Here is a 737-nt window from a genome sequence, read left to right as displayed (position 1 = left end):
AGTTCGTCGTTAAAATTGGTAATGCTTTGGCCGGGGGTAACAGGGAGTCCATTATAATAAAGCGTGCCATCGGTAGGTAAGGTTTCAATGACTACAGTGCCGGTACCTGTGGTCCAGATATTCCCATCCTCGGCATCCACAGCATTAGGGGAGACTACGGCTACCTTATAGTTTCCATTAGGATTTTGTTGGTTCGTAGCCGTTATGGATAATGCCGCTGGAAGTTGTTCGATTCCAAAATTAATATTGGCCAAATTACCGCTGGCGGGCATATTGATTTCTATTATACCCGTTTGATTTGCCATATCACCCGCACCGGTGGCATTGGAAGTCATATTAATTCCAGTATGGACATAATTGCTGGGAACAGAAGCTGAAGTAAGGGTAGTGCCTAGAGTGGGCTGTGTGGAAGTAAGGATAAGCTTATAAGCGGCTCCATTCACCGCTCCGGTAATGGTGGCCACTCCAGTGCTGTTGACAGAGGCCTGGCCAATGACCTGATCGGTGGTGATATCTGTCAGGTTAATCCATAAGGGAATGGTACTGCCATTGATAAACGCCTCCGGATTCGCTTTTTGAGCATTCCCGTTGGCATCATTCCATACTTTGAGCGTGATACTGGCAGCATTAGCGGTCATAAAGGTGACTGCCAGAAGCAAGAGAATCAACAGTGTCCTGCCAAGAGAACCCCTGAATATTGCTATGTGATCTGTATAGTTTGTCATATTAAAATTTGT

1 protein-coding gene is annotated in these 737 nt (G+C 45.9%); it reads right to left on the bottom strand.

Features of this window, described 5'->3' with window-relative positions:
- On the bottom strand, nt 1-725 hold a 725-nt coding region (locus tag X939_RS22810; RefSeq protein ID WP_157493035.1), incomplete at its 3' end, for a hypothetical protein.
- Nucleotides 726-737 lie beyond the last annotated feature (12 nt).

This window comes from Dyadobacter tibetensis Y620-1 (assembly GCF_000566685.1).
Classification (GTDB): Bacteria; Bacteroidota; Bacteroidia; order Cytophagales; family Spirosomataceae; genus Dyadobacter; species Dyadobacter tibetensis.
This window is presented reverse-complemented; position numbering and strand designations above follow the sequence as displayed.